This window comes from Bradyrhizobium sp. 33ap4 (genome assembly GCF_032654765.1).
GTDB classification, from domain to species: Bacteria; Pseudomonadota; Alphaproteobacteria; order Rhizobiales; family Xanthobacteraceae; genus Bradyrhizobium; species Bradyrhizobium australafricanum.
The window spans coordinates 255,744-276,880 of the sequence record NZ_JAUMTJ010000001.1; the positions used below are offsets into that span (position 1 = coordinate 255,744).

The 21,137-nt window shown below is 65.4% G+C and carries 19 protein-coding genes; 8 read left to right on the forward strand and 11 right to left on the reverse strand.

Annotation, left to right across the window (positions count from 1 at the left end):
- The first annotated feature begins 14 nt into the window (after positions 1–14).
- Positions 15–572, forward strand: coding sequence for a DUF308 domain-containing protein (locus tag Q2M23_RS01115; RefSeq protein WP_316393742.1), 558 nt, complete (start codon positions 15–17; stop codon positions 570–572).
- Positions 573–664: 92 nt separating this feature from the next.
- On the opposite strand, the gene Q2M23_RS01120 is transcribed toward Q2M23_RS01115, so the two are convergent.
- The gene (locus Q2M23_RS01120; RefSeq protein ID WP_316393743.1) at positions 665–1,513 is read right to left on the reverse strand and encodes an alpha/beta fold hydrolase; all 849 of its coding nucleotides are present in this window, start codon (positions 1,511–1,513) and stop codon (positions 665–667) included.
- A 317-nt stretch (positions 1,514–1,830) separates the two neighbouring features.
- Positions 1,831–2,625 (reverse strand): L,D-transpeptidase, encoded by a 795-nt coding sequence (locus tag Q2M23_RS01125; RefSeq protein WP_316393745.1) that lies wholly within the window; start codon positions 2,623–2,625, stop codon positions 1,831–1,833.
- Positions 2,626–2,925: 300 nt separating this feature from the next.
- On the opposite strand from Q2M23_RS01125, the gene Q2M23_RS01130 reads away from it, so the two are divergent.
- Positions 2,926–3,255, forward strand: a complete 330-nt coding sequence (locus tag Q2M23_RS01130) for a hypothetical protein (protein WP_316393747.1) — start codon at positions 2,926–2,928, stop codon at positions 3,253–3,255.
- Positions 3,256–3,417: 162 nt separating this feature from the next.
- Here the strand turns inward: Q2M23_RS01130 and Q2M23_RS01135 are convergent, their stop codons facing one another.
- The 5 genes from Q2M23_RS01135 to Q2M23_RS01155 all read right to left on the reverse strand — a co-directional run bounded on the left by Q2M23_RS01135 (position 3,418) and on the right by Q2M23_RS01155 (position 9,331).
- On the reverse strand, positions 3,418–4,179 hold the full coding sequence (locus Q2M23_RS01135; RefSeq protein ID WP_028342160.1) for an ABC transporter permease: 762 nt from the start codon (positions 4,177–4,179) through the stop codon (positions 3,418–3,420).
- Positions 4,176–5,099 carry an ABC transporter ATP-binding protein gene (locus Q2M23_RS01140; protein WP_018273008.1) on the reverse strand — a complete coding sequence of 308 codons (924 nt, stop codon included), beginning with the start codon at positions 5,097–5,099 and terminating at the stop codon, positions 4,176–4,178. The genes Q2M23_RS01135 and Q2M23_RS01140 overlap by 4 nt, the downstream gene beginning before the upstream one ends.
- A 447-nt stretch (positions 5,100–5,546) precedes the next feature.
- Positions 5,547–6,239, reverse strand: coding sequence for an OmpA family protein (locus tag Q2M23_RS01145; protein WP_316393752.1), 693 nt, complete (start codon positions 6,237–6,239; stop codon positions 5,547–5,549).
- Entirely contained in the window at positions 6,236–6,649 is a 414-nt protein-coding gene (locus Q2M23_RS01150) for a hypothetical protein (RefSeq protein ID WP_057015016.1), read from the reverse strand. The genes Q2M23_RS01145 and Q2M23_RS01150 overlap by 4 nt, the downstream gene beginning before the upstream one ends.
- Positions 6,650–6,739: 90 nt before the next feature.
- Positions 6,740–9,331: an ATP-dependent helicase gene (locus Q2M23_RS01155; protein WP_316393754.1), complete on the reverse strand. Its 2,592-nt coding sequence runs from the start codon at positions 9,329–9,331 to the stop codon at positions 6,740–6,742.
- Positions 9,332–9,623: 292 nt separating this feature from the next.
- Between Q2M23_RS01155 and Q2M23_RS01160 the strand changes: the two genes are divergently transcribed.
- Positions 9,624–9,797 (forward strand): DUF1328 domain-containing protein, encoded by a 174-nt coding sequence (locus Q2M23_RS01160; protein WP_016846258.1) that lies wholly within the window; start codon positions 9,624–9,626, stop codon positions 9,795–9,797.
- A 42-nt stretch (positions 9,798–9,839) separates the two neighbouring features.
- Here the strand turns inward: Q2M23_RS01160 and Q2M23_RS01165 are convergent, their stop codons facing one another.
- Positions 9,840–10,328 carry a thioesterase family protein gene (locus Q2M23_RS01165; RefSeq protein WP_316393868.1) on the reverse strand — a complete coding sequence of 163 codons (489 nt, stop codon included), beginning with the start codon at positions 10,326–10,328 and terminating at the stop codon, positions 9,840–9,842.
- Positions 10,329–10,488: 160 nt separating this feature from the next.
- On the opposite strand from Q2M23_RS01165, the gene Q2M23_RS01170 reads away from it, so the two are divergent.
- From Q2M23_RS01170 to Q2M23_RS01180, 3 genes are all read left to right on the forward strand, one after another.
- Positions 10,489–11,913, forward strand: a complete 1,425-nt coding sequence (locus Q2M23_RS01170) for an FAD-binding oxidoreductase (RefSeq protein WP_316393758.1) — start codon at positions 10,489–10,491, stop codon at positions 11,911–11,913.
- A 136-nt stretch (positions 11,914–12,049) separates the two neighbouring features.
- Positions 12,050–13,432 carry a Spy/CpxP family protein refolding chaperone gene (locus Q2M23_RS01175; RefSeq protein ID WP_316393760.1) on the forward strand — a complete coding sequence of 461 codons (1,383 nt, stop codon included), beginning with the start codon at positions 12,050–12,052 and terminating at the stop codon, positions 13,430–13,432.
- A 236-nt stretch (positions 13,433–13,668) separates the two neighbouring features.
- Positions 13,669–14,061, forward strand: a complete 393-nt coding sequence (locus Q2M23_RS01180; protein WP_092088648.1) for a hypothetical protein — start codon at positions 13,669–13,671, stop codon at positions 14,059–14,061.
- 307 nt (positions 14,062–14,368) lie between these two features.
- On the opposite strand, the gene Q2M23_RS01185 is transcribed toward Q2M23_RS01180, so the two are convergent.
- The 3 genes from Q2M23_RS01185 to Q2M23_RS01195 all read right to left on the reverse strand — a co-directional run bounded on the left by Q2M23_RS01185 (position 14,369) and on the right by Q2M23_RS01195 (position 18,068).
- Positions 14,369–16,057 carry a SulP family inorganic anion transporter gene (locus Q2M23_RS01185; protein ID WP_316393764.1) on the reverse strand — a complete coding sequence of 563 codons (1,689 nt, stop codon included), beginning with the start codon at positions 16,055–16,057 and terminating at the stop codon, positions 14,369–14,371.
- A 91-nt stretch (positions 16,058–16,148) separates the two neighbouring features.
- Entirely contained in the window at positions 16,149–16,880 is a 732-nt protein-coding gene (locus Q2M23_RS01190; protein ID WP_016846251.1) for a cytochrome c biogenesis CcdA family protein, read from the reverse strand.
- A gap of 447 nt (positions 16,881–17,327) precedes the next feature.
- Positions 17,328–18,068 (reverse strand): FadR/GntR family transcriptional regulator, encoded by a 741-nt coding sequence (locus Q2M23_RS01195; protein ID WP_316393768.1) that lies wholly within the window; start codon positions 18,066–18,068, stop codon positions 17,328–17,330.
- A 160-nt stretch (positions 18,069–18,228) separates the two neighbouring features.
- Here Q2M23_RS01195 and Q2M23_RS01200 point away from each other — a divergent pair, with 160 nt between their 5' ends.
- Together Q2M23_RS01200 and Q2M23_RS01205 are read left to right on the forward strand one after the other, a co-directional pair.
- Positions 18,229–19,260, forward strand: coding sequence for a TRAP transporter substrate-binding protein (locus Q2M23_RS01200; protein WP_316393769.1), 1,032 nt, complete (start codon positions 18,229–18,231; stop codon positions 19,258–19,260).
- Positions 19,261–19,269: 9 nt separating this feature from the next.
- Positions 19,270–21,126 carry a TRAP transporter large permease subunit gene (locus Q2M23_RS01205; RefSeq protein ID WP_316393770.1) on the forward strand — a complete coding sequence of 619 codons (1,857 nt, stop codon included), beginning with the start codon at positions 19,270–19,272 and terminating at the stop codon, positions 21,124–21,126.
- Positions 21,127–21,137: the final 11 nt, after the last annotated feature.

The following is a 21,137-nucleotide window of genomic DNA, read 5'->3' on the forward strand; positions in this document are numbered from 1 at the left end:
AAGGAGCCCTGTCAATGCAAAGCCACCTTTCGACCCAATCCACTTGGCTGCGATCCTATTATCTCGGGCGCGCCATCTTCTCGGTCGCCTGGGTCGCCGCTGCCGTTCTGTTTAGCGGCCAAGCCGGCCCTGCCGGGGTTCTGCTCGTGATCTACCCGGCGTGGGACGGCATCGCCAATCTGGCTGATGCCCGGGTCAATGGCGGCCTGAAGGCCAACCCATCCCAGGCCCTGAATGTCGCGGTCAGCGTGATCACGACGCTCGCCGTGATCGTGGCGCTCCGCCACAGCAGCTATGCCGTCCTCGCCGTGTTCGGGGTTTGGGCGATCCTCGCGGGCGTGCTGCAATTGTACACCGGCGTCAGGCGCTGGCGTCATTATGGCGCGCAATGGGCGATGATCCTGAGTGGCGCACAGTCGGCACTCGCCGGCGGCTACATGATCAGCCAGTCCGTCGGTACCGTTGCGCCGACCATTCTCGACGTCGCTCCCTATGCGGGCTTCGGCGCGTTCTACTTCTTGCTTTCCGCAATCTGGCTCGTTGCCACCGGCTATCGCCACGCGCGCGCCTAGAGTCAAAGCAAGAAGCTGGAGCTCCGTTCCGATTCAATCGGAACGGAGAGCTGTCCGACGGAGAGCGCCAGCTCGCCTTCAGCGCGACGCGACTATTTGTTCTCTGGCGGCGCTGTACTCGCGGAGGCGGGCGTCGAGGCAGCGAGCAGCGGCATCGTCGGCGTGCTCTCGCCGGCATCCTCGTCGAGGAATCGCTCCACGCCGGCCTGGATCGACGACTTCGCGCTGTCCGGGCCGCGGTCGCTGAGATCGTTGTGCTGGAATTCGGTTCTGACCACCTTGATGCCGAATCTCGCACAGGTCTCGTCGTCGGGCACGACGCCGGGATCGGCCTTGAACACCGGATCCCTGGAGCGGAACGAGAGGATCTTGATCTTGCCGTCGGTGATGAAGGGGACGCGCAGATTGTCCAGCGTGACGACCTTCTTGACCAGGTCGGGGTGCTGCTTGGCGAAGAACATCGAGATGTCTCCGCCGTTGGAATGGCCGATCAACGTCAGCTGGCGATAGTTTGCGTTCGGGTAGAGCTTCTTGAGCTCGTCGATCGCATACATGATGTTGAAGACGCCGCGATTGTACTGCATGCGGCGGCCGACATATTCCTCGCCGACCTTGGTGACCATCGGCGCGTCGGTGTCGAGATCATGCTGAATGCTGACCACGAGGTAGCCGCGCGACGCGAACAAATTGGTGAGGAACGAGTACTCGGTGTTCTTGACGGTGTTGCCGTGGCTCAGGATCGCGACCGGCAGCTCGATCATCTCGGCCATCGCCTGCATTTGCCGGTCGCGGCGCACCGCGACCTCGACCGTGACGTCGCGGTCGTCGCGCAGAACGTCGTGGAACGTCAGCGTCGTGTGACGGATGGCCCATCTGTCCGTCGTGAAATAAGCGGCCATCGCCACGATGCACAGGCAAAGGACAATGATGCCCCGTTTCATGTCGACCTCTGATCTAGTCTGCGTGACCCGCGCTTCTCGCCCTGATTTCATCGGGCATGCCGCGTGAATCGGACTCCAGGGGCCAGGCGGGCGCTTGTGCCGCCGAATATCGGGCTAGTTTTACAATCAGATGACGACGCGACGACGGGCCACGGCGCACGATGACGGGCGCCCTTTGCGAAGGTCACAAGCGGGTGAGGGGAGCGTGAACTGACGGCGCCCTGCCTGCGGCGCCGTCACGGATCAAGAGCGTGCGGCAGATTTCTTTTGACGCGTTTTCTTCACGCGAACCGGCGCCTACTTCGCTCGAAAACGCTCTAATCCTGATAGGTGTTGCCGTAGAAGCCGCGCGACTGATAGGCGGGGCGCGGCTGGTAGTAGCCCTGCGGCGCCGGGGCGTAGCCCTGATTGCCGTAATACTGCTGCTGCTGGCCATAGGCCTGAGCGTCGTAGACACGGCGGCTTGACGGCGGTGCCGGATAGCGGCGATCGGTCGAGCTGCCGTCGGCTGGATAGATGTAGCCGTCATCGGTGCGGACCTGCGCCGGATAGTCGCGCGGCTGCGGCGTCAGCACGACCGGGTCGCCGGCGGCGGCGGTGCCGTACTGCTCGTCATATTGCTGCGGCGCGCGGCGGGCGACGGCGGTGCCATTGCGCCCACGCGGATTGCGCGCCAGCGCGACCTGCGACGAGCCGGTCAGCGTCACGGTGGTGTTGAGCACGCCTTCCTTCTGGACCAGGGAGTAAAGCGTGGTTGCGTTGTCGCGCGACAGCCGCACGCAGCCATGCGAGGCCGGCGAGCCGAGGCGGCTCACCGAGTCGGTGCCGTGAATCGCGTGCCCGATCTTGGTGAAGAAAATCGAGTGCGGCATCGGCGCGTCGTCGAATTCCTTGGAGTAGTGATCCTCTTCCATGCGGAAGGCGCGGAAGCTGCCGTTCGGCGTTTCGCGCGACGGGATGCCGGTCGAGACCGGCCAGTGATAGCGCGCGACGCCGTCGACCGCGACGGTCATCTGCTGGTTGTCCTTGTCGATGGTGATATCGACTTTGGCCTGTGCGGCACCGGCGGTGAAGAGCATCACGGACGTGAACGCAATGAGGAACGAACGCATTTTACCTTTGGCCTCCAGGCCTGCTCGCGAAGCCGCGGCTCTCCGTCCCCGGCAATCAATATGCACGGAATCCGAACTTGGTTCCAGTGGCGGGCCAAGGCCGTGATCAGTCGCCATGGTTAATCCCGTGCGCGGCGCAAACAAGGCCGAAGCCGGGCCTGGCTGTCACGGCGGGCTGACTTTTTCGCGAGCAGGCCGCGACCACGGCCCGATTGGTCTCCGACACGCAACCATTTGGCCGCATGAGCGTTTAACAATCCCGCCCGGCGGCGCGTTCGCGCCGCGCATCAAGGAATCCAGATGAACAACACCAAGGTGAAGACCGCGGCCGTCGTCCCAGCCGGCCTCTCCGCGCGGCTCCTGCTTGCGGCCGCAGCCCTCGCTTTGACGCTGGTCGCAGTCCCCCATGCAGGCCATGCCCAGGGCATCGTCCGCGGCGCTCATGAGGGCGCCTATGAGGGCAACCGGGTCGCCGGCCCGGTGGGCGGCGTGGTTGGCGGCGCCGTCGGCGCCGGCGTTGGTGGCGCCATGGGCGCGGTCAAGGGCGTGTTCGGCATCCCGGATCGCGGTTACCAGCGTGGCCACCGCTGCCGCGGCTATTACCGCCACGGTCATTTCCACTGCTATTGATTGGGATTGTCATTCCGGGGCATGCGAAGCATGAACCCGGAATCTTGCGCCGCAGTTCGACAGACGCGTAGCCCGGATGGAGCGAAGCGAAATCCGGGTTCTGCAGGCTTGGCGACAAGGTCCCGGATTGCGCTTCGCTCCATCCGGGCTACTGAAGCTTAGTCAGTTCTTCAGCCGGTAGCCGGTTCTGAAGATCCACGCCACGATGGCCATGCAGGCGACCAGGAAGCCCACGGTCATGCCGAGACTCAGCGGCACGCTGACATCGGCGATCTCGTAGAAGCTCCAGCGGAAGCCGGAGATCAGATAGACCACGGGATTGAGCAGGGTAATGGTGCGCCAGCCCGACGGCAGCATGTTCACCGAATAGAAGCTGCCGCCGAGGAAGGTCAGCGGTGTCACCACCAGCATCGGGATCATCTGCAGCTTCTCGAAGCCATCGGCCCAGATGCCGATGATGAAGCCGAACAGGCTGAAGGTGACCGCCGTCAGCACCAGGAAGGTCAGCATCCACACCGGATGCTGGATATGCAAGGGTACGAAAAGCCCGGCCGTCGCCAGGATGATCAGGCCGAGGATGATCGACTTGGTGGCGGCGGCGCCGACATAGCCGATGACGATCTCGAAATAGGAGATCGGCGCCGACAGGATCTCGTAGATCGTGCCGACGAATTTTGGGAAGTAGATGCCGAACGAGGCGTTGGAGATGCTCTGCGTCAGCACCGACAGCATCACGAGCCCCGGCACGATGAAGGTGCCGTAGCTGACGCCCTCGACCTCGGTGATGCGCGAGCCGATCGCGGCGCCGAACACCACGAAATACAGCGAGGTCGACACCACGGGCGAGACGATGCTCTGCAGCAGCGTGCGCCAGGTGCGCGCCATTTCGAACAGGTAGATGGCCCGGATTGCGCGGTAGTTCATGGCGCCCTCACGAGGCTGACGAAGATGTCTTCGAGGGAGCTTTGTTTGGTATCGAGGTCCGAGATGCGGATGCCGGCATTGCGGAGATCGTTGAGCAGGCTGGTGATGCCGGTGCGGTCGCCTTTGGTATCGTAGTCGTAGGTCACGGTGCGGCCGTCGTCGGACAATTCGAGATTGTAGGCAGACAGAACATCGGGAATGGCCTCGAGCTTGTTCTGCAACTGCAGGGTCAGCTCCTTCTTGCCGAGCTTCTGCATCAAGGTCGCCTTGTCCTCGATCAGGATGATCTCGCCCTTGTTGATGACGCCGATGCGGTCGGCCATCTCCTCGGCTTCCTCGATGTAGTGCGTGGTCAGGATAATGGTGACGCCGGAAGCCTGCAGCGTGCGGACCACCTCCCACATGCCCTTGCGCAATTCGACGTCGACGCCGGCGGTCGGCTCGTCGAGGAACAGGATCTGCGGCTCGTGCGACAGCGCCTTGGCGATCATCACGCGGCGCTTCATGCCGCCGGACAGCGTGATGATCTTGTCGTCCTTCTTGTCCCATAGCGACAGGTCGCGCAGCACCTTCTCGATATGGGCGGGGTTCTTCGGCTTGCCGAACAGGCCGCGGCTGAAGCTGACGGTCGCCCACACCGACTCGAACGCGTCGGTGTGCAGTTCCTGCGGAACCAGCCCAATCATCGACCGCGCCGCGCGATAGTCGGCGATGATGTCGTGCCCGCCGATCGTGATGCGGCCCTCGCTCGGATTCGCGATGCCGCAGATGATGCTGATCAGCGTGGTCTTGCCGGCGCCGTTCGGCCCGAGCAGCGCGAAGATCTCGCCTTTGACGATATCGAGATTGATGCCCTTCAGCGCCTTGAAGCCGGAGCCATAGGTTTTTGAAAGATTGGATACGGAAATGATCGGCGACATGGAGAGTCGGTGAGCGTGAGGGAGGGGGCGCGCGCGGATTGGGGCCCGGGCAGGCGCCTGATGCGGGTTCAGCCCAGATAGGAACGCACGGTCCGTTCTGCAATCGGTCGGCGAGGGAGAAATTTATTCTGCAGCGTGCACCGCTCCCGCTTGCGGGCAGGGCCATTGCATACGGCGCTTGCGGCCTCTGCAACTCACGTGTCCACGTATCGAGGCCGGGCTCGAACGAGGCTGATAGCCTGCCGCCTCAGGGGCGCACTACCAAAATATCGAAAACAACCCCATGCAAAGGAGCCGGCGGCCGGCGGCGCATATTGCAACTTGACCCGTCGGGCAAATCAGCGGTAATCTTCTATTATTCCGAAATCGTGGAGGCGCCGCTCGCCCCGGGGACATCGTATACGGGCGGGAGGGGACGCAGTTCCGACGCCCCGATATTCAATCCAATCAGTGCTTCTTGGCTGATTTCGCCGGCTTCTTGGCGGCGGCCGTCGGGACAGGGTGCGCCGGCGGCGCGCTGTCGGCGACCTTCGCGACCAGCATGATCTGCACCTGGTTGTTGACCGGCGCGTTGGGTTTGGTCGGGTCGAGCAACTGCTCCTCGCCGAGCCCGACCGACTGCAGGCGCTTCGCGGTGATCTTGAAGGTGTTGACCAGGATGTCGCGGATCGCGTCGGCGCGCCGCTGGCTCAGCAGCACATTGTTCTCGCGTCGTCCGGTCGATTCGATGTGGCCGACGATCAGGAAGGTGTAGGGCAGCAGCGAGGAGTGCGTCAGCGCATCGGCGATCCGCCCGACCGTCTGATACGACTCCGGCAGCACGATCGGCGTGTCGACGTCGAACGCGATGTCGACGTTAAACGTCGGCAGCTTGGTCAGGTCGGGAGCGATCGGCGGCCGTTTCGAGGGCGGCGGCTCGTTCTTCGATCGCGACTTCGATCGTTCGGCCACCTGCTGGCGCAGCGCGGGGACATCGATCTCGGCGTCTGTCTCAAAATGATTGAGCTTGGCGATGACGTCGTCGCGTGTGACGGCGGTCTGCGCCGGCGCTGGCGCAATCGACATCGCCAGCAAAGCCAGCGTGCCCAGCAGGGCCAAAAGGCCAGGATCGCGCAAGCCTCGCCTCGACAGCCGCATCATTGATACCCCGCGTCATTGATCGCCTGGGTGCAATTGCGGCTGAGGCCCTTGGCGCTGACGAGGCAGGGCACCGACTTGCTGGTCTCCTTGGTCGAGCCGCCGCAGACCTTGACGATCTCGCGGGTGCAGGCATTCGCAACGGTGACGCGCGCCGCGATCCGCTTCTGGATCGCATCGAGGGTGGAGAAGTAGCTCTCCTTGCACTGCGGCGAGATCACGTCGCGGTTGCGCGACAGGCATTCCTTGAGGCGGTTGGAGTCGAGATTGACGCCGCGGCAGTTCGCGGTGATGTCTGCGCCGCAGGCCTTGGCGAGCTGGGCTGCCGAATCGCCAAAGCTCATCGTCTCCGCGACCGCCAGCGACGGCGCGGTGAGCGCGATGACAAAAAGGAAAAACCTCCCCCGGACCATGGATCCATCTCAACCCATGAAATCAACTGGGGTCAAGGGCTACCAACAGAGAAGACCGCCAAAGAAGGTCGCCAAAGAAAGGTCGCTATGTCACACCCGTTGCACAAAGCTGTCGACCACCTTCTTCTCGCCGGCCTTTTCGAAGGCGATGGTCAGCTTGTTGCCGTCGATCTTCACCACATGGCCGTAGCCGAATTTCTGGTGAAATACCCGGTCGTCCAGCGAAAAATCCGACGTTGTGCCGGTGGACTTCGCCACCAGCTCGCCCTCGATCACGACAGGGCCGCGCTTGGTGCGATTGAAGCTTTCGGAGGAAAAGGAGGATTGCCGCTCCTCGAAGCCGCTGCCGCTACGGCCCCCGCCGCCGCGGTTGCGGTTGGCCTGGGCGCGCTGCCAGCCCGGGGTCGAATAGCTCGAGCCGAATGATTCGAGGTTGTCGAAGCGCGAGGCGCCATAGCCGCCGCTGCCGCCCCAGCCCGATCCGCCCTTGGATTCGGTGATTTCGACATTGTGCGCCGGCAGTTCGTCGAGGAAGCGCGAGGGGATCGTGGTCGACCAGGTGCCATGGATGCGGCGGTTGGTGGCGAAATAGATCTTGGCGCGGCGGCGCGCCCGGGTCAGCCCGACATGGGCGAGGCGGCGCTCCTCCTCGAGCCCAGCGCGGCCCTGTTCGTCCAGCGTGCGCTGGCTCGGAAACAGGCCTTCCTCCCAGCCCGGCAGGAACACGTTGTCGAATTCCAAGCCCTTGGCCGAATGCAGCGTCATCAGCGACACCGCCTCGTCGCCGGCCTCGCCGTCGCGGTCCATCACCAGCGAGATATGTTCGAGAAACCCTTGCAGGTTCTCGAATTCCTCCATCGAACGCACCAGCTCCTTGAGGTTCTCCAGCCGGCCCGCGGCATCAGCCGAGCGGTCCTTCTGCCACATCTCGGTGTAGCCGCTCTCGTCGAGCACGATCTCGGCGAGCTCGGTATGCGAGGCGACCTCGCGCTGGGCGCGCCAGCGGTCGAACTGCATGACGAGATCGCGCAAGGAGCCGCGCGCCTTCGGCTTCAGCTCGTCGGTCTCGACCACGGCGCGCGCCGCCTCGAACAGCGGAATGCGGCGCTTGCGGGCATGGTCGTGCAGCAGCTGCACGGTGGCGTCGCCGAGCCCCCGTTTGGGCACGTTGACGATGCGCTCGAAGGCGAGATCGTCGGCCGGCGAGTTGATGGTGCGCAAATAGGCCAGCGCATCGCGGATTTCGGCGCGCTCATAGAATCGGGGGCCGCCGATCACGCGGTAGGGCAGGCCGAGCGTGACGAAGCGGTCTTCGAACTCGCGCATCTGGAACGAGGCGCGCACCAGGATAGCGACGTCGTTGAGGTTCTCGCCCGAGCGCTGCAGTTCCTCGAGCTCCTCGCCGATCGCGCGCGCTTCCTCTTCCGAATCCCAGGAGCCGGTGACGGTGACCTTCTCACCGTCGACATCCTCGGTGCGCAGCGTCTTGCCGAGCCGGCCTTCATTATGCGCGATCAGATGCGAGGCCGCGGCCAGAATGTGGCCGGTGGAGCGGTAATTGCGCTCGAGGCGGATGACCTTGGCGCCGGGGAAATCGTGCTCGAAGCGCAGGATGTTGTCGACCTCGGCGCCGCGCCAGCCATAGATCGACTGGTCGTCGTCGCCGACGCAGCAGATGTTCTTGAGAACGGTCTGCTCCCTCTCCCCGTCCTTCACGGGGAGAGGGTCGGGGTGAGGGGCTCTATCCTCGAGCTCAGTCCGCGGAGAGTCCCCCTCACCCGGCGCGCCTTGCGCGCCGACCTCTCCCCGCAAGCGGGGCGAGGTAAGCTCGCCCGGGATCACCGCCGAGAGCGGCTGGCCCGGCCGCGACGGCGCCTGCGACAGCAGGCGCAGCCACAGATACTGCGCGACGTTGGTGTCCTGATATTCGTCGACCAGGATGAACTTGAAGCGGCTCTGGTACTGCCGCAGCACGTCCGGATTTTCGCGGAACAGCCTGATGTTCTCGAGCAGCAGGTCGCCGAAATCGGCCGCGTTGAGGATCTTCAACCGCTCCTGATAGGTCGCGTAGATCTTGCCGCCCTTGCCGTTGCCGAACGAGGCGGCTTCGCCCGCCGGCACCTGCGACGGCGACAGGCCGCGGTTCTTCCAGCCGTCGATCAGGCCGGCCAGCATCCGCGCCGGCCAGCGCTTGTCGTCGATGTTCTCGGCCTGCAGCAATTGCTTCAGCAGCCGCACCTGGTCGTCGACGTCGAGCACCGTGAAGTTGGATTTGAGCTGCACCAGCTCGGCATGGATGCGCAGGATGCGGCCGCCGATCGAGTGGAAGGTGCCGAGCCACGGCATGCCCTCGACCGCCTGGCCGAGCATCTGGCCGAGCCGCAGCTTCATCTCGCGCGCCGCCTTGTTGGTGAAGGTCACCGACAGGATCTCATGCGGCCGCGCGCGGCCCTGGCTCAGGATATGCGCGATGCGCGTGGTCAGCACGCGCGTCTTGCCGGTGCCGGCGCCGGCAAGCACCAGCACGGGGCCGTCGAGCGTCTCGACCGCCTCGCGCTGCTCCGGATTGAGGCCGCTCAGATATTGCGGGCCGGCCGCCGCCCGCGCACGCGCGGCGATGCCGCCAGCCGCCGGCTGGTGCTCGGGAACGCCGTGATAGGGCAATTTGCTCGGCTCGGTCATTGGCGAATCGTCTCGGCCCCACGATGACACCGCAGGATGGTGAAGGGGAGCCTTCTTAACAGGGATTGAAGGCCATATAGGGCCTGATCGGCCGTTTTGACAGGTTTTATCGCGGCTGGCGGGAACGCTTTTGGCAGCAGCCCGCAGTCAATCGCGGTTCCGGAAATCGGCGAAAATTTCGCGGTTTCATGCTCAGGAACCAGCATTTCCCCGCCGGATTGTTTCAACAGGTGCGGCGCCGGGCAGAGGTTCGCGCCGAGCAACAACAGGGAAACGAAGCGGAGTTTTGATCATGCTGAGCTGGGTCGTCACGTTCCTGGTCATCGCCCTCATCGCTGGCATTTTGGGCTTTGGCGGCATCGCCGGCGCCTCCGTCGAAATCGCCAAGGCGATCTTCTTCATCGCCGTCATCCTGTTTCTGGTGTCGGCGGTGGTCGGATTGGTACGCGGCCGCACAAGGGTCTAGCGAGGCCGCGAACCGGCGGCCGCTTCGCTTGAAAACGGCAAGTTATTTCGCCGAGGGCATCGCCACGTTGCGGCCGATGCCCTCGGGACGCGATACGCCCACATAGCTGTCCACGATCGCTTGCGCGCGGACGCGGATATCGGGCGGAAACGGCGCTACCTTGCGCGCCTCCATGTCGATGTGCAGCGTGAGATTTTCCGAGGTCGCGGAGAGCCAGCCTTCGGTGGCATGGCGCAGCTCCTCGAACGTGTGCAGCCGCTTCTCGTCGGCGCCGAGCAGGTAGACCTGGACCTGCACGGGATCGCCGAGATGAATCTCGCGGAGATAGCGGACGTGGCACTCGGCGGTGAAGGTCGAGCAGTGCCGCGCCTTCATGTAGTCCGGCCCGATGCCGAGCTGCAGCCACATCTCGTCGATGGCGCGGTCGAACATCACGTTGTAGTAGGCCATGTTGAGATGGCCGTTGTAGTCGATCCATTGCGGCTCGATCTGCATCACCGAGGATCTGAACGGGGCCGATGGAAGCGGCATCTCGCTGGTGGCAGTCGCTGAAGTCATGATCCGTCCCCGGTTCGTTGGCGTTCGAGCATGAGCTTTTCTGTGACTCCGGCGTCCACTTTTTCAAGTCAGGCTCTCTTGACCCCTTATACAAGCTTTGCCACGGTCGGCTAAAGGTGGGAGGAAATTTGACGTGGCGACAACGATTTCGGGCAATGTGACGCGACCTGATCCGCAGGCCCTGAAGCGCGCGATCGACGCGCTGGCGGCGCGGTTCGGCAACCGGCTCGTCACGTCGCAGGCGGTGCGCGAGCAGCACGCTCATACCACCACATGGCTGCCGACCCAGCCGCCGGACGCCGTCGTGATGGCGCAGGAAACCGCCGACATCCAGGACGTGGTGCGAATCTGCGCCGCCAATCGCGTACCGGTCATCGCCTTCGGTACCGGAACCTCGCTCGAGGGTCAGGTCAACGCGCCCGCGGGCGGCATCTGCATCGATCTGCGCGACATGAACAAGGTGCTCGAGGTCCATGCCGAGGACCTCGACTGCGTGATCCAGCCCGGCGTGACGCGGAAGGCACTCAACGAGCATCTGCGCGACCAGGGTCTGTTCTTTCCGATCGATCCCGGCGCCGATGCCTCGCTCGGCGGCATGACCTCGACCCGCGCCTCCGGCACCAACGCGGTGCGCTACGGCACCATGCGCGAGAACGTGCTGGCGCTGAAGGTGGTGCGCGGCGACGGCGAGATCATCACGACAGGCACGCGCGCCAAGAAGTCGTCGGCCGGTTACGACCTGACGCATCTGTTCGTCGGCGCCGAGGGTACGCTCGGCATCATCTCCGAACTGACCATCCGCCTGCGCGGCATTCCCGACACCATCGCGGCGGCGGCCTGTTCGTTCGACACGGTGCGTGGCGCCTGCCAGGCCACGATCCTTGCGATCCAGACCGGCATTCCGGTCGCCCGGATCGAGCTGCTCAATGCCGCGCAGGTGAAAGCCTGCAACAGCTACTCGAAGCTGTCGCTGCCGGAGACGCCGCTGCTGCTGCTGGAATTCCACGGCAGCGAGGTCGAGGTTGCCGAGCAGTCGAAGAATTTCCGCGACATCGCCGCCGAATGCGGCGGCGGCGACTTCACCTGGACCACCAAGCCTGAAGACCGCACCAAGCTGTGGCAGGCCCGGCACGACGCCTACTGGTCGGTAAAGGCGCTGCGCCCCGGCGACGGCATCGGCGTGGTCGCGACCGACGTCTGCGTGCCGATCTCGCGGCTCGCCGACTGCGTCACCGAGACCGAGGAGGATCTGCAGCGGCTCAACCTGCTGTCGCCGATCGTCGGCCATGTCGGCGACGGCAATTTCCACTGCTCGCTGCTCTGCGACGTCAACGACAAGGGCGAGATGGCGCGCGGCGAGGAGTTCATGCACCGCCTGGTCGAGCGTGCCCAGGCCATGGGCGGCACCTGCACCGGCGAGCACGGCATCGGCCAGGGCAAGCAGAAATACTTGCAGGCCGAGCTCGGTCCGGAGGCGCTCGACGCGATGCGGGCGCTGAAGCAGGCACTCGACCCGCAAAACATCTTCAATCCCGGAAAGATCGTCCCGGCCGCCTGAGGCGTCGTCACGCCGCGCAGCGTTCGCGAGCCCGCGCGCGGCGCGTGTTATACGCGGAACTTTTCCGCCCGCCCGGCGTCTCTCTTGTGCTGCGCTGTGTTGCCGCGACGTGTGTGGTGCGCGGAGGGAGGACGCCATGATCGGACGGGCAATCGGAATTGCGGTCGTGGTGCTTGCGATGGCGCTATCGGGTGACGCGATCGCCCGAGGCGGCGGCGGACACGGCGGCGGCCATGGCGGTGGGCATGGTGGCGGCCATGGAGGACATGGCGGTGGCCATGGCCACGGTGGTGGCCATGGACGCGGCGGGCATGGCTTCGGCCACATGCATTTCGGCGGCGGCCATCATGGCGGGTTCGGCCGCTCGCACGGGATCTCGCGATCAGGCTTCGCCGGCCATGGCGCCTCCGCATCGCGCGGGGGCGGCAATTTCGGCCGGATGCGCAATGCCGCGATCGCACCAGGCCATATGCGCAATGCGTTCAACTCGCTGTCGCGCAACGGCGCATTGCGCAACGGCCGGCTGTTGAGCAACCCTGCGGCGCGTGCGCAGATCGCCGCGGCTGCGGCGCTCGCCGGCTGGCACGGCGGGGCGGTGGCCAACGGCTGGTGGCAGCATCCCGGCGGCGGCTATGGCTGGGTCGGCCCGCTGTTCTGGCCGTTCGCGTACAACGACATCTACGACTACGCGATCTGGGGCGACGACATCGGATTCTGGGGCTACGGCTATCCGGACATCTATGCCGGCATCTTCGGGCCCTATGGGTATGACGATCTCAGGGCCTATCTGCCGGAGCGCCGGACGGGCCGCCGTTACCGCGGCGGCGGGCGCATCGAGCAGATGTGCGGCAATGACAGCCGTTCGGTCGCCGGCCTGCCGGTGGATCAGATCGCGGATACGGTGCAGCCGACCGAAGCGCAATCGGTGGCGCTCGGCGAGCTCGGCAACGCGTCGCTCGCGGCGGCCCAGGTGATTCGCGCGGCATGTCCCGCGCAGGTGGTGTTGACGGCCCCGAACCGCCTCGCCGCCATGCAGCAGCGGATCGAAGCAATGGTCACCGCGGTCGGAATCGTGAAGCCTCCGCTGGACAAATTCTACGGCCTGCTCGATGACGAGCAGAAAGCGCGGCTCAACGCGCTTGCCGAGAACCAGCGCAAGGAAGCCGCGGCGCGCGATCCGAACGCGACGGTCGCCCAGAGCTGCGGCGCCGCACAGCCGGCGATGCAGGAATGGCCGACCGGCGAGATCGAGGCGCGGCTGCAGCTCAGCGACGCCCAGCGCGGTGCGCTCCAGGCGCTGCAGGATGCCAGCGCCGACGCCGCGCGGAAGCTGAAGGCCGCGTGCCAGACCAATGAGGCGATGACCCCGCCCGCACGTCTTGCCTTCGTCGCCAAGCGGCTCGACGTCATGCTGCAGGCGGTCAAGGATGTCCGCGCCGCGCTCGAAAATTTCTACGCCACGCTCAGCGATGAGCAAAAGGCGCAGTTCGAGGCGATCGGGCCGAAACGATCGGCTTAGAGCCTCGGCGGTTCGCGTGAAAACGCGGCGAGCGAAATCCCCGCAGCCTCGGCCCTGACGCAATCAGAACCGAAACGGGCTTTATTCCATGAGTTCGACATCAATTCGCGCGCGGATCGGCCGCGGGTGTGGCCGCCGGGCCATAGTGTGCACCTCTTGCTCGGCACCGAGTCGACTCTGCGGTTCACAGGTTGCGCCAAGGCCAGCTATGTTTGCCGTGCTTTCAAGGTGCAGCGATGTGGTGGTTCAGCAAGGACGAGCACAAGGATATCTGGGACGATCCCGTCGCGCACCCGCTCGGCGACATCGAAGCTGCGCAGCGGATCCGTGCGATCTGCCGCGATGCCGCCGGCTGTGCCGAGGCGGTCGGCTCGCCCGACAAGCGCTCAGCGAAGAAGCAGCAGATCGAGCGTGATCGCTACGAGCGTGCCGCCAAGGTCGCGATGGAGACCGCGATGAGGATCTCCGACGAGCTGGTGCGAGATTCCGCGGTGCGCGAGATCGTCGGCCTCTGCATGAAGGCCAATAACATCAAGACGGGGCGGGCGCTGTTGCGTGCCATCCACGCCGGCTCGATCAAGGCGGAGGTCCTGAGGGAGCATCCGACGCTCGAGGGTGAGCAGGCCTGAGGTCGTCCAGTCGCCCGGATGGAGTGTAAGCGAAATCCGGGACGATTTATCAACGCGCGAGAAGATCCCGGATTGCGCTTCGCTCCATCCGGGCTACGCAGCTGAGTCGCCCTAAATTTGTAGCTCCGTCATTGCGAGGAGCGATAGCGACGAGGCAATCCATGCTTCCGCATATGCCACACGATGGATTGCTTCGCTTTGCGCGCAATGACGGAGGATCGTGCGTAGCCCGCATGAGCGAAGCGATATGCGGGAACGGTTTCCCGGGTATCGCTTCGCTCATGCGGGCTACTGATCTCACCAACCTCTACGCCTGTCCGCCGAGCGTGCGGACCGCTTCGTCGACGCTGTGGAAGACATGGTCCCGCGGCAACACCTCGTAGAGATCGAAGCGCTCGAACGCATCCTGCGCGCGCTCGGATTCGAGCCGCGCCACCGCCACCGTCACGCCCTCATCGCGGCATTCGCGAAATAGGTCGCGCAGCGCTTGCGCCGCCGTGAAATCGATCTCGATCATGCCGCTGGCCTCGATCACCAGCAGCCGCGGCTTGGGCGTCGCCCCGCCGATGGCCTGGAGCACGCCGCTGTGGAAGCTTTCCGCGTTGAGGAACGACAATGGCGCCTGCAGGCCGACGACGGCAATGCCGGACGTGCGCTCGCCTGTGACGTGCGGGCCCGTCGGCCACCAGATCGTGGTGCCGGGCACATGGACGAATTCGGCCAGCTGGCCGCGCGTCGTGGTCCAGATGCCGTGCAGCAGCGACAAGGCGATGCCGACGGCGACGCCTTGCTCGATCGGCAGCACGATGATCGCGGCTGCCGTCGCCACCACCAGCAGGAATTCATAGAACGACTGGCGGAAGATCGCGACGATCTGCGTGACGCGGATGATGCGCAGCGCCACGAACAGCAGCACGCCCCCGAGTGCCGCGTCGGGCACGTGCCGCAGCAGCGTAGCGCCGAACGCGAGCAGCGCGAGCACGATGGCCGCGGCAAACAGCCCCGAGAGCTGCGTGCGTCCGCCGGTCTCCGACACGATGCCGGTCCGCGGCGGGCTGGCGTTGACCGGAAAGGCGCCGAACAGCCCGGACAGCAGGCTGCCGGCACCGGCGCCGAGGAAGTCGCGATCGACGTCGGCCGGCTTGTCCGGATCGGACAGGAACGAGCGCGTCGTCGCCGCGGTCTGCACCATGACGACAACCGCGATCAGGATCGCCAGCGACAACAGCTTGATCCATCGCTCCGGCGCGATGTCCGGAAACGATGGCGTCGGCAGCGTCCCGGGCACGGTGCCGACCACCTTGACGCCCTTGCTTTCGAGATGGCCAGCGATCACGGCGACGGTGGCCACGACAAGGCCGATCAGCGCGCCCGGAATGCGTGCGCTGATCTTCTCCGACCCGGCGACCAGCGCCAGCACGCCGAGGCCGATCGCCAGCGTGTAGAAATTGGTTTGACCGATCTCCTCGGTGAGCACCCCGAGCTTGTAGAGCGTCGGCCCGTCCGGCGTGGTCAGGCCGAGCACGCCGGGCAATTGCGAGAACAGGATGTGGACCGAGATGCCGGCGAGGAAGCCGACCGTCACCGGGGTCGACAGTAAATTGGCGATCCAGCCGAGCTTGAACAGGCTGCCGGCGATCATGATCGCGCCGACCATCAGCGCCAGCGCCATCGCGAGCGCCTGATAGTCCGGCGAGCCGGCGGTCGCCATCAGCGCGAGGCCGCCGGCGAAGATCGGCGTGATCGTGGAGTCGGCGCCGCAGGACAGGAAGCGGTTGGCGCCGAACATCGCAAAGCCGATAGAGCCGGCCATGAAGGCGAAGAAGCCGATCTGCGGCGAGAAGCCGCCGAGCCGCGCGGTCGCCATCTGCTCCGGGATCGCAATCGCGGCGAGCGTCAGCCCGGCGATCAGGTCACCCGGCAGGTCGCTTGGCCGGAACGACCTGAGCGAACGGAAGACCGGCCAGCTGGCGCGTGTCTGACGATCCTGGCCCATCGGTGCCCCGTGAGGATTGCGGCGATTCCCCGATAGTCCGACATGGCGCGGCCAAAAGCCAGCCGACGGCACCCTGCGTCGGCGTGAAGGCCTAGCCGATATTTTGCAGCGCCGGGAAGGTTTCCAGCAGCCAGACGCTGACGCTCGAGACTGCGCCGGTCAGGAAGCCGATGCCGGTGACCACCATCAGCACGCCCATCACCCGCTCGACGGTGTCGAGATGGCGCTTCATCCGCGCGAACAGCGAGGAGAACTGCTTGACCATGAAGGCCGCAAGCAGGAACGGGATGCCGAGCCCGGCGGAATAGACCGCGAGCAGGCCGGCGCCCTTCGTCACCGTGGCCTCCGCGGCCGCGATCGAGAGGATCGCGGCGAGGATCGGCCCGATGCATGGCGTCCAGCCGAAGGCGAAGGCAAGGCCCATGACGTAGGCGCCCCACAGCCCGACCGGCTTCGGCGCGGTCAGCCGCCCCTCGCGCATCAGCAGGCCGATCCGGGTCACGCCGAGGAAGTGCAGGCCCATGATGATGATGACGATGCCCGCCAGGATCGAGAGCTCGGCCGACCAGGCGCGCACCAGCCCGCCGACAAAGGAGGCGCTGGCGCCGAGCGCGACGAACACGGTGGAGAAGCCGAGCACGAACATCAGCGCCGCCGTCATCACCGCGCGCTTGGAAGCCGCGGTGGCGCCGTCCTGGTTGACCTGCTCGATGGTCGCGCCGGTCAAATAGATCAGATAGGGCGGCACCAGCGGCAGCACGCAGGGCGAGAGGAAGCTGACCAGACCGGCGATCAGGGCCGCCGGGATCGAGACGTCGTGCATCAATGAAACCTTCGCAGAATAGCGCTCCTGTCTTGGCGTCTATGCGGCCAACAATCCAGAAGTTTCGTCGTCGCAGCCTTCAACTATGGTCACAGGCCCGTGTGCGGGTCGACTCTCGTGGCAGGCGCGGAATGACGGTGAGGCGAGCACGCCGCGCGGCTCCCACTCTCGCAAGGGGGAGGGAACCCTTCCGGCGGTGCCTCGCTCACGCGTCAATCACTGATGCCCATTTTTGATCTGCAAGCGGCACCACACATTCGCTGTCGTCCCGGCCTGGTGCGCAATTGCACACGGGGGGCCGGGACCCATAACCACCGCTGAGCTAGGTTGCGCAACGCTGGAACGACGAGTCCCACCGACAACATCGGCCGCGGCGTATGGGGTCCCTGCTTTCGCCAGGACGACCATGTGGAAGCAGTGAGCGCATCACGACCGCAGTCACCAACATCATCGGCGCTTGGCTGGACGTGGCGTCTCGAACTCCCTGCCGCGAATGCGTACCAGGTCGTCGGCGGAATTCGTCAGCAGCACGACCGTGGCTGTGCGCGCCGTCTCCGCATCTCCGGCGGCGATTGCGTCCAGCACCGCGCGGTGCTCGCGCAGTGCCCGCGGACGGTGCGAGCCCGGTGCTGCGATCGTAAAACTCTGGCGCAGCGTGATCTCGAACATCTGCGCGATCGGCCAGAAGAATTCGTTGCGGGTGGCGAAATAGATCGCCTGGTGGAACGCGATGTCGGCGGCGACGAACTCTTCGTTGCTCTCTGCAGCGTCCATGCCGTCGCATCCGGCGCGGATGCGGGCGATGTCGACCTCCTCGGCATGGGTCGCCGCGAGCGCTGCCGCGGCCGGCTCGACCGCGGCGCGCAGCTGGAACAGCTTGGCGAGGTAACGGTCGATCTCCGCGGTCTCGAGGTGCCAGCGCAGCACGTCGGGATCGAGCTGATTCCACTGCTCGGGCGGCCGAACCCGCGTGCCGCTCTTGGGCCGCGACTCGATCAGGCCCTTGCCGGTCAAGGTGCGGATCGCCTCGCGCACCACGGTGCGGCTGACGTCCATCATCTCGCAGATCCGGATTTCCGGCGGCAGCGTTTCGCCGACGCCGATCTCGCCGCGCACGATGCTGCTGCCGACGCGGTCGGTGACCTGGCTGTGCACGCTTCGACGCAACGCGTTGGATGTCTGGAACATCGAGGTCCTCGCTGCGGTTGCAGCCTGCGCCGCCGCCGAGCCGCGCCCTTGCACAACCGTATCCGTTTTGTCATACATTATGACAAATCGGCTGCCAAGCTCACGCCGTCAGGCGGGTGGCCAACACAATAAAGATCCGTCCCCGGGGAGGAGCACCATCATGACGTCGAACCGCGTGAGCCGCCGCATTGTGCTGCAGTCGTCGGTCGCAGCGACCGCGTGGCTTGCCGCCGCGCCCGCGATCATCGGCGGCGCCGAGGCTGCGGTGATGAAAATGCGATGCTCGTCGTCGCTTCCGAACGATCCCAAATACGCCAATGGCCGCGTCTACTACGACAATCTGGTCAAGAGTCTGAAGGCGAACGGGCTCGGCGAGCAGATCGAGGTCACCTTCTTCCCCGACAACCAGCTCGGCCAGGAGATCGACGTCATCAACTCGGTGAAGCTAGGGGTGATCGACCTGATGGTGTCCGGCTCGTCGATCTCGGCGAATCTCGTGCCGCTGGTCGGCACCTTCGACCTCGGTTACCTCTTCACCAGCTTCCAGCAACAGACCAAGGCGTTCGACGCCGGCGCGGCGAAGCCGATCGAGGCTGCGCTGCTCAAGGGCGCCGGCATTCACATCATCGGCTGGGCCTATAATTTCGGTGCGCGCAGCGTGCTGGCGAAGAAGCCGGTGAAGACGCCGGAGGATCTCGCGGGCCTGAAAATCCGCACCTTGCCCAATCCGATCATCACCGAATGCCTGCGGCTGATGGGTGCCGCCGCGACGCCGCTGGCGTTCGGCGAGATCTATACGGCGCTGCAGGCCGGCGTGCTCGACGGCCTTGAACACGATCCGCCGACCATCCTGGCGAGCAAGTTCTACGAGACCGCGAAGCACTATGCGCTGACCCAGCACATCTTCTCGCCGCTCGCGGTCTATTTCAGCGACACCAGCTTCAACCGCATGGCTCCCAAGCTGCGCGAAGGCTTCCTCGATGCGGCGAACAAGGCCGCGATCGACGCCCGCGCGCACGGCCTTGCGGTGGAGAAGGAGGCGCTGGCGGCGCTGGTGGAGAAGGGCGTCACCGTCGTCGAATGCGACAAGGAGGCGTTCCGCAAGCGCGTGCTGCCGCAGACCGACAATTTCATCAAGGCGCGGCCCGAGGCCAAGGCTGTCGTCGACCTGATCCGCGCCACCCAGGCCTGAGGTCGGCGCATGTCAGTCGCCGCAGTCGAGGCGAGAAGCAGCGCCGATCGGATCACGGCACCGCTGCTCGCCGTCAGCGACGCGATCGCCGCGCTCCTGCTTGCCGCCGATCTCGTGGTGGTCTGCGTCGCGGTGCTGGCCCGCTTCCTGTTCAACGCGCCGGTCGAATGGTCCGACGACGTCGCCCGCGGCCTGATGGTCGGGTCGAGCTTTTTCGGCGCGGCAAGCGCGCTCGCCCGCGCCGAAAATCTCGGCGTCGCCTTCTTCGTCAACATGCTGCCGCCGGGCGTGCGGCGGGTGGTCGATGCGGTCGGTGCGCTGCTTGTCACCATCATCGCCGGCTATGTCGCGTTCAATGCCGTCAAGATGGGCTGGCTGACCACCGGCCAGACCTCGGGCTCCGGCCTGCCGCTGGAATGGACGTTCTATCCGATGGGCATCGGGGCAGCGTTCATGACGGTCTTCGCGTTCGAGACGTTCTGTGGCCGGCCGCTGCGTGACATGGCGGCAGCCATCGTCGCGACCGCCGTCATCGTGGGTCTCTATCTGGCCTGGGACGCGCTGGCGCCGTCGTCCGTGCCGTCATCGCAGGCGTTGATGCTGATCGGCTTCTTCCTCACGCTGTTCGGCGGACTGCCGATCGGCTTTGCGCTGGCGCTGGCGGCGCTGATCTTCATCTGGGTCGAGGGCACGCTGCCCGGCGTGATCTTCGCCCAGCAGATGGCGCGCGGCATCGACAATTTCGTGCTGCTCGCGATCCCGTTCTTCATCCTGGTCGGCTACCTGATGGAAGCCAACGGCATGTCGGTCCGGCTGATCGAGCTGCTGCAGCGCGCGGTCGGACGGATGCGCGGCGGGCTCAACGTCGTCATGGTGATGTCGATGGTGCTGTTCTCCGGCATCTCGGGCTCCAAGATGGCCGACGTTGCAGCGGTCGGCTCGGTGCTGATCCCGGCGGCGCGCCGCTCGCGGCAGAACCCGGGCGGAGCGGTGGCGCTGCTCGCCGCCTCCGCTGTCATGGCGGAGACGATTCCGCCCTGCATCAACCTCATCATCCTCGGCTTCGTCGCCAACCTGTCGATCGGCGGACTGTTCGTCGCCGGCATGTTGCCGGCCGCGCTGATGGCGCTGGCGCTGATCGCGGTGTCGATCATCTTCGGCAAGCGTCCTGCCACGAACGTGGAAGCCGAGCCGCGCGTCGCGGTATCCGGGCTCTGGACCGGTGCGACCGCCTCGTTCGGGCTGATCTTCATAATCTTCTTCGGCTTCAAGAGCGGCTTTGCCACCGCGACCGAGATTTCCGCCTTCGCCGCGGTCTACGCCATCGCCGTCGGCAGCCTGCTGTTCCGCGAGCTCGGTGCGAGGAGTCTGGCGCATTGCTTCGTGCATGCGGCTGTTCGTTCGGGGCTGGTGCTGTTCATCGTCGCCGCGGCGCAATCGCTGGCCTTCATCCTGACGCTGCAGCAGGTGCCGCATGCCGTCGGCGACCTCATGCTGGCGATCTCGGGCAGCCACGGCGTCTGGCTGTTCATGCTGCTGTCGATCCTGGTGCTGGTGGTGATGGGCTCGGTGCTCGAAGGCGCCGCGGCGCTGATCATTTTCGGCCCGCTGCTGCTGCCGGTTGCCGTCAAGCTCGGCATCGATCCGCTGCATTTCGGCGTCGTGCTTGTGATCGCGATGGGGCTCGGGCTCTTTGCTCCGCCACTCGGCCTTGGGCTCTACGGCGCCTGCCTGATCGGCAACGTGCCGATCGAGCAGACCATCAAGCCGATCGCGGGTTATCTCGGCCTGCTGTTGCTGTGCCTGCTGGTGATCGCCTTCGTGCCCGCCATCAGCACGGCCTTGCCGCATGCGCTCGGCTACTAGGGGGGTGGGAT